We start from the raw sequence: 7,795 nt of genomic DNA on the forward strand, positions 1-7,795 counted from the left end.
GTCGCAAAACCGCGGAACACTTTTGCTGAACTTGGCTACGGGGTGGCGCGAATGAAGTTCTCGCGCCTTCGCCTGCTCGGTTTCAAGTCTTTCGTCGAACCCGGCGAGTTCGTCATCGAACGTGGCCTGACCGGCATCGTCGGGCCGAACGGCTGCGGCAAGTCGAATCTTGTCGAGGCGCTGCGCTGGGTCATGGGCGAAAGCTCGTACAAGAATATGCGCGCGTCCGGCATGGACGACGTCATCTTTTCCGGTTCCGGAACGCGTCCGGCCCGCAACACCGCCGAAGTCACGCTTTTCCTCGACAACAGCGACCGTACCGCGCCCTCGGCCTTCAATGACGCAGACGAGTTGCAGGTTTCGCGCCGCATCGAACGTGAGGCGGGTTCGCTCTACCGCATCAACGGCAAGGAAGCCCGCGCCAAGGACGTGCAGCTGCTTTTCGCCGACCAGTCGACTGGCGCGCGCTCGCCCTCGATGGTCGGGCAAGGCCGCATCGGCGAGCTGATCCAGGCAAAGCCGCAGGCGCGCCGCGCGCTGCTGGAAGAGGCGGCCGGAATTTCGGGTCTGCACACACGCCGCCACGAGGCCGAACTGCGTCTGAAGGCGGCCGAACAAAATCTGGAACGGCTGGACGATGTCGTCGGCGAGCTGGAAAGCCAGATCGAAAGCCTGAAGCGCCAGGCCCGCCAGGCGTCGCGCTTCAAGAACCTGTCGGCCGATATCCGCAAGGCCGAAGCGACACTGCTGCATCTGCGCTGGACGCTGGCCAAGACGCAGGAGGGTGAGGCGCGCTCGGCGCTGGCGATTGCCACGGCACTGGTCGGCGACCGCGCCGCCGCCCAGATGGCTGCCGCCAGGGAGCAAGGGATCGGCGCCCACCGGTTGCCGGACCTGCGCGATGCGGAAGCCGCCGCCGCTGCCGCCTTCCAGCGCCTGTCGATCGCCAAGACGCAGATCGAGGAAGAAGCGGGCCGCATCCGCGCCCGCCAAGTGGAACTCGACCGCCGGCTCCAGCAGCTCGACGGCGACATCACCCGCGAGGAGCGGATGGTCCGCGACAATGCGGATATCCTCGAACGCCTCGCCACCGAAGAAGCCGCGCTCACCACGGAGAATGCCGGCGCCGCCGAGCGCGAGGCCAGCACCCGCGCGGCGGTCGAACAGGCGGCGTCGACGCTTGCCGCCAGTGAAGCCAAACTCGCCAGGCTGACCGCCGAACGGGCGGAGGCCGCCGCCTCCCGCAACCAGATCGAACGAACGCTGCGCGACACCGCTGAGCGCCGCGACCGTTTCGCCCGCCAGCTCGCCGATGTCGACCGGGAATTGTCCGATATTGCCTCCAGGGTCGCCGGCCTACCCGATCCCGCCGAGAAGCAGCTTCTAGTCGAACAGGCGCTGGCGCTGCTCGAGGAGACCGAATCTGCGGCGATTGCCGCCGAACATGCTGTCGCCGAGGCGCGCGCGGTGGAAAGTGCCGCCCGCCCGCCGGTTCAGGATGCAAAGGCCGAGCTGGCGCGAATCGAAACCGAGGCTCGCACGCTGGCCAAGATCCTGAATGCCGCGAGTGGCGACCTCTTCCCTTCCGTCCTGGAGCAGATCAGCGTCGAGCGCGGCTATGAGACGGCGTTGGGCGCGGCCCTTGGCGAGGATCTCGACGTGCCGCTCGACCGCAGCGCGCCGGTGCATTGGGGCCAGAGCGAGGTTCAGCCCGGCGACGCTGCTCTGCCCGAGGGCATCACGAGCCTTGCCAGTGTGGTGCGCGCGCCGGCGCAACTGGCCCGCCGATTGGCGCAGATCGGCATCGTCGAGGCTGGCGACGGAAAGCGGCTGCAGGCGCTGCTTGCTCCCGGGCAGCGGCTTGTCAGTCGCGAAGGGGCGCTGTGGCGTTGGGACGGGTTCACCGCCAGCGCCGACGCGCCGACCGCCGCCGCGCAGCGGCTGGCGCAAAAAAACCGACTGGCCGAGCTCGACGCCGAGGCGGTCCACGCAACGCGCATCCTGCGCCAGGCCGAAGAGGCTCTTGCGCATGCCGAGCAGGCGCTTGCTCGAGCGAGCGAGGCCGAGCGCAACGCCCGTCAGGCCGGGCGTGATGCCCAGCATGGGCTGGACGCCGCTCGCAACGCGCTGGCCGAGGCCGAGAAGGCCGGCGGCGAGCTGTCGAGCCGACGTGCCGCACTTGACGAGGCCAGCGCGCGCATCGTCGACAGCCATGAAGAGACGGTGGCGGCGTTCGTCGAGGCTGAGATGCTGCTGCAAAGCGCTCCCGATCTCGGTGATCTGCAGTTGCAGCTCGAACGGTCGGTCGCCAACGTCGCTCGCGACCGCGCCACCCTTGCCGATGCCCGCGCCGTTCATGAGGGTTTAAGGCGGGAAGCCGAAGCGCGAACGCGCCGCCTCGACGCCATCGGCGCGGAACGCCGCAACTGGCTGGCGCGCGCCGAAAACGCCGCGACGCAGATCGCGGCGCTCGGCGAACGCAAGGCCGAGGCCGAGGCCGAGCGCGAAAGACTGGCCGACGCACCCGACGAGATCGACGCCAAGCGGCGCGCCTTGCTGTCGCAGCTTGCCGAGGCCGAAAGCCTGCGCCAGGCAGCCGGCGACCGGTTGCAGGAAGCGGAGAACAGGCAGTCCGAATTGGACAAGGCCGCGACATCAGCGATCCAGTCGCTGGCCGAGGCGCGCGAAACGCGCGTCCGCGCCGAAGAGCGGCTGACCGCTGCCGACGAAAGACGGCTGGAGGTCGAGGCGCGCATCCAGGAAGCGCTGAGCACGCCGCCGCATCTGGTCATCCGCCACACCGGCTTGGAAGCCGACAGCCCGATGCCAGAGATGACTGAGATCGAGCGTCAGCTCGACCGGCTGAAGATCGAGCGCGAGCGGCTTGGCGCCGTCAATCTGCGCGCCGAGGAAGAGCAGAAGGAGCTGTCGGACCGGCTGGAGACCATCGTTTCAGAACGTGAGGACATCATCGAGGCGATCCGCAAGCTGCGGCAGGCGATCCAGAGCCTGAACCGCGAAGGCCGCGAACGGTTGCTGGCTGCCTTCGAGGTCGTCAATGGCCATTTCCAGCGGCTGTTTTCGCATCTTTTCGGCGGCGGCACGGCGGAACTGCAACTGATCGAGTCCGACGATCCGCTCGAGGCCGGTCTCGAAATCCTTGCGCGGCCGCCCGGCAAGAAGCCGCAGACGATGACGCTGCTTTCCGGCGGCGAGCAGGCGTTGACGGCGATGTCGCTGATCTTCGCCGTGTTCCTGACCAATCCCGCGCCGATCTGCGTGCTCGATGAGGTCGATGCACCGCTCGACGATCACAATGTCGAGCGTTTCTGCAATCTGATGGACGAAATGGCCGCCACGACCGAGACGCGCTTCGTCATCATCACGCACAACCCGATCACCATGGCCCGCATGAACCGGCTGTTCGGGGTGACCATGGCCGAGCAGGGCGTCAGCCAGCTCGTGTCGGTCGACCTGCAGGCGGCCGAGGCCCTGCGCGAGGCGAGCTAAAGCGATCAGCTTGTCGGTGGCGCCTATCGGCTATGGCACGAACTGAGACGGTCCTTCATTCGGATGTAGCATTTTGATGTTGTGCATGGTCGTTTCGGAAATCGATCTCGATTTCGCGATCATGTGCCAGCATATGCGTGGAGAGCCTTGTTGCCTATACTTGTCACTGGAGCCGCGGGATTCATCGGCAGCCATGTTTGCCATCACCTCTTGAACAGGGGGGAAGCGGTCGTCGGCGTCGACAACATGAACGACTATTACGACCTGGCGCTTAAAAAGGGGCGCCTCGCCAGCCTTCAGCCCCACAAGGATTTTTCATTTCATGAGATCGAGATCGCCGAACAGGGCGCGCTCGCTACCGCTTTGGCCGGGCGAGGCATAACCAGGATTGTCCATCTCGCCGCTCAGGCGGGTGTGCGCCATTCACTCGACAATCCGAGGCTCTATGTCCGTTCCAATGTCGTCGGCCATCTCGAAGTGCTCGAATTCTGTCGCGCGCAGCCAGCATTCGAGCATCTGGTCTATGCCTCGTCGAGCTCGGTCTATGGCGGCAACCGCAAGGTTCCGTTCAGCGAGACCGATCAGGTCGACAGGCCCGTCTCGCTCTACGCCGCCACCAAGAAGTCCGATGAATTGATGAGCCACACCTACGCCCATCTCTTCGGGGTGCCGCAAACCGGCTTGCGATTTTTCACCGTCTACGGTCCGTGGGGCCGGCCCGACATGGCCTATTGGATATTCACCAAGGCGATGCTCGAAGGCAAGCCGATCCGGGTGTTCAACAATGGCGAGATGTGGCGGGATTTCACTTATGTAGACGATGTGGTGCGGGCAGTCGTTACCGTGCTCGACAAGCCGCCATCGGCAGAAGTTCCGCCGAGCAGGCTCTACAATGTCGGCAACAATCGGCCGGTGCGGCTGGGCGATTTCATCGACACTCTGGAAAGATTGCTCGGTGTAAAGGCGATCCGCCACAGCGAGCCGATGCAGAGCAGCGACGTCGAGCGGACCTATGCCGACATGACGGCACTGGAGCGCGATTTCGGCTTCAAGCCGAGCGTTTCAATCGAAGATGGTCTGAAGAAATTCGTCGACTGGTACCGGTCCGAATGGGTTGCAGGATCAACGACAAGGTGACTGCGGCGTGAGTGTCGTCGTTGCCGCGCCTTTCTTCTTCTACGGCCCAGGGCCGCGCGTACCATGCGAACTTCCGGGCCGGTGATCAGAACGGCGTGGCGATCCTTTGCGATCGTTGAGCGGGGCATCGACCAGTGTCTGGATCTGTCGATCGGGACGTCGACCTCGGCATCGGTGATGAGCTGACGCAATCGCGGTGATCCGCAGTCCGCATAAATTTCACAATTAATACAGTGACATCAACAGTATCGATTGAATTTCTGGAGAACTGTTGCAAGCGGTCGCTGTGCCGGCTATCGGGGCTCATCGCCTGCCAGATCGGCCACGACGGTCGGCACTGCGTCGTCAAAAAAAGAGCGGCTCGATGCGGGCAGGGTTTCCAGCATTCTTTGCCGATCTCGGAAGTCTCTCAATTGCCTGCAATGTAAGGCATTTGAGGCCACCATCGCAGACGAATCGCATGCCGTCGGCCTCGGCCGCACAAGGTGCTTCACCGCTGAAGGGAATGGGCCGAAGTACCTGCCGATGAGCGCTTTTCACTCGGCGCCCTGGCTAGGGTTTGCCGCTGGCCGGCGCGATGGGGCCGGTGGGGCTTCCTGTTGAGTATCAGCGCCGGGAATGAGCTGCATTGCGTTCTGCAACCGCTCGCTGGATAGTCCTGGCGATGTTGCAGACCTTAATGACTCATGGGCCCCAGATCCTCGCGATCATTTCGGTGGTGATGGCGACCATCGGCATCGTTCACGCCATAATGACGAAGGAAGACGTCCGCGCCGCCACAGGTTGGGTCGGCGTGATGTTCCTGTCGCCGTTCCTTGGCGCGATCATCTACGCCGTTGCCGGCATAAACCGTATCCGTCGTGCAACGATCAGCGCCATGCGGCCCCTTTCCAGCGAGGCGGCTTCCGCCAAACATGAGCGCGATACTGCCGCCGAGGAATTGATTGGCGAGCGGTACGGCCAACGCTTCACCGGCCTGAAGACATTGGGCGACAGGGTGGCGCGGCGTACCCTGACCTCGGGAAACGCAATTGCGATATTGGAGACAGGTGACGAGGCCTATGCCGCAATGTGCCGCGCGATTGATGGCGCTCAACGCAGTATCCTTCTCGAAACCTACATCTTCGACAATGACGATGTCGGGCGGCTTTTCGTGAAATCTCTCGCCGGTGCCGTCCAGCGGGGTGTCAGCGTTCGCGTGCTGATCGATGCCGTGGGCGCGCGTTACTCCGTCCCCAGCATTCTTGGGCATCTGCGAGAGGCAAAAATCACAGCCGACCTCTTCAACGGCAACATTGTCATGGGCCTGCGTCTTCCCTACGCCAATCTCAGAACGCACCGGAAGATCCTGGTCGTCGATGGCACGATTGCGTTCACCGGAGGGATGAACATCCGAAAGGGATTCTCAGCCGAGTTCGCCGGCTCCTCCAGCGCGAGGGACACGCATTTTCAGGTCACCGGGCCGGTCGTGGCCGACCTTTTTTCGGTTGGCGCCGAGGATTGGCGCTTCGTGAGCGGCGAGCTCTTGAAAGGCGACACCTGGGACGTGGCCACGCTTCCCGCGGCTCCCGGTCAGCCGATGCTGGCGCGGGCGGTTGCGTCCGGGCCGGATGCCAGCATCGAAACGAACCACAAATTGCTGATCGGGGCATTTTCCGTTGCCCGCAAATCGATCCGCATCATGTCGCCCTATTTCCTGCCGGATCGGGAACTGATCAGCGCGCTGACGACCGCGGCCAGGCGAGGCGTCGAGATCGACATCGTGGTACCGGCGATGAACAATCTTTTCCTTGTCGACCGGGCGATGACGGCGCAATTCGATCAGGTCCTGAAGCACTATTGCCGAGTATGGCGCACGGAGGGGTCGTTCGATCATTCGAAGCTGCTGTCGGTCGATGGAGTTTGGGCTTTTATAGGATCCTCCAATCTTGATGCCCGGTCTCTGCGGCTGAATTTTGAGATTGATGTAGAGATTCTTGATGCAGGCTTTGCCGCGGAGATTGAAGCGCGGATCGGATCGGCAATCGCCTCCGCCGCGTCTGTAACGATCGAAACCTTGAGAGCCCGGCCATTCATCGTCCGCCTGTTCGACCGAGTGTTGTGGTTGGGATCGCCCTACCTTTAGAGGCTTTCTCGCCGAATCTCGTCAGGGCATGGAAGCAGCGATTGCAGATCCTATTTGAGTGAGACAAAGCTAAGTCTTGAAGGCAGTGAGGACGAGCAGCAGACTCATGCAAAGAATCGGACGTAGCTTTCCTGCAAGTGTGCTCAAATCCATTCGGGACAGAAAAAAGCAGAAGGCGAAGGCCGCGCCGTCCGAAGGGACACGCGCCGCAGGGACTCTGGTCGCATCTTACAACGTCCACAAATGCGTGGGCGTCGACAGGAAGTTCGATCCCGAACGAATCGGGCGCGTCATCCGGGAAATCGGCCCGGATGTCATTGCGTTGCAGGAAGCGGACAATCGCTTTGGAGATCGTGCCGGCCTTCTGGATCTGCCGCGCCTCGAATTGGAAACAGGCCTGGTGCCGGTGCCGGTGTTCGGAAACGGCAAGGGACACGGCTGGCACGGCAACGTTCTGCTTTTCAAACGGGGCATCGTTCGCGATGTCCATCAGATAAAGCTCCCGGGGCTGGAGCCGCGCGGAGCCCTGGTTGCCGAAATCGATCTGGACGAGAACCGAACTCTGCGCATCATCGCAGCCCATCTCGGCTTGCTGCGCCGATCGCGCTCCGAACAGGCCCGTGTCGTGCTCGATATCATGAACAGCCCGGACGAAAAACCAACACTGCTGCTCGGCGATTTGAACGAATGGCGACTCGGAAACCGTTCCGCGCTGAACACGCTGCACACGACTTTCGGTCCTGCGCCGCTGGCGGTCCCCACCTTTCCATCGAGTCTGCCGCTGCTGGCGCTGGACCGGATCATGGCAAATCGACACGGAATGATCTCAACCGTCGAAGCCCATGACACGCCGCTTTCGCGGGTCGCCTCCGATCATCTGCCGCTTACAGCATTCGTTCGCCTGTGATGTAGCTGCCCAGCGGGTTCAAAGGGAAGCTCTAGGCCGTGTGGACAGTTACCGCAACCATAGGACAATAGCCGCGAGAGTGACAACGGCGCGGTAATTGCGGGCGGTTTTCTCGA

General features: G+C 63.0%; 4 protein-coding genes. All 4 read left to right on the top strand.

Annotated features, from left to right (window positions below; genetic code table 11):
• Positions 1–51: 51 nt before the first annotated feature.
• Positions 52–3,510, top strand: a complete 3,459-nt coding sequence (gene smc / locus NKH36_RS31090) for a chromosome segregation protein SMC (RefSeq protein ID WP_352965826.1) — start codon at positions 52–54, stop codon at positions 3,508–3,510.
• A 150-nt stretch (positions 3,511–3,660) separates the two neighbouring features.
• Complete coding sequence (locus NKH36_RS31095; protein ID WP_352965828.1) at positions 3,661–4,647, top strand: NAD-dependent epimerase/dehydratase family protein; 987 nt, start codon at positions 3,661–3,663, stop codon at positions 4,645–4,647.
• A gap of 664 nt (positions 4,648–5,311) precedes the next feature.
• Positions 5,312–6,772, top strand: coding sequence for a phospholipase D-like domain-containing protein (locus tag NKH36_RS31100; protein WP_352965831.1), 1,461 nt, complete (start codon positions 5,312–5,314; stop codon positions 6,770–6,772).
• Between the two features lie 106 nt (positions 6,773–6,878).
• Positions 6,879–7,679 (top strand): endonuclease/exonuclease/phosphatase family protein, encoded by an 801-nt coding sequence (locus NKH36_RS31105; protein WP_352965834.1) that lies wholly within the window; start codon positions 6,879–6,881, stop codon positions 7,677–7,679.
• The last annotated feature ends 116 nt before the right edge of the window (positions 7,680–7,795 follow it).

Source organism: Mesorhizobium sp. M1312 (assembly GCF_040318115.1).
In the GTDB taxonomy this organism is placed as follows: Bacteria; Pseudomonadota; Alphaproteobacteria; order Rhizobiales; family Rhizobiaceae; genus Mesorhizobium.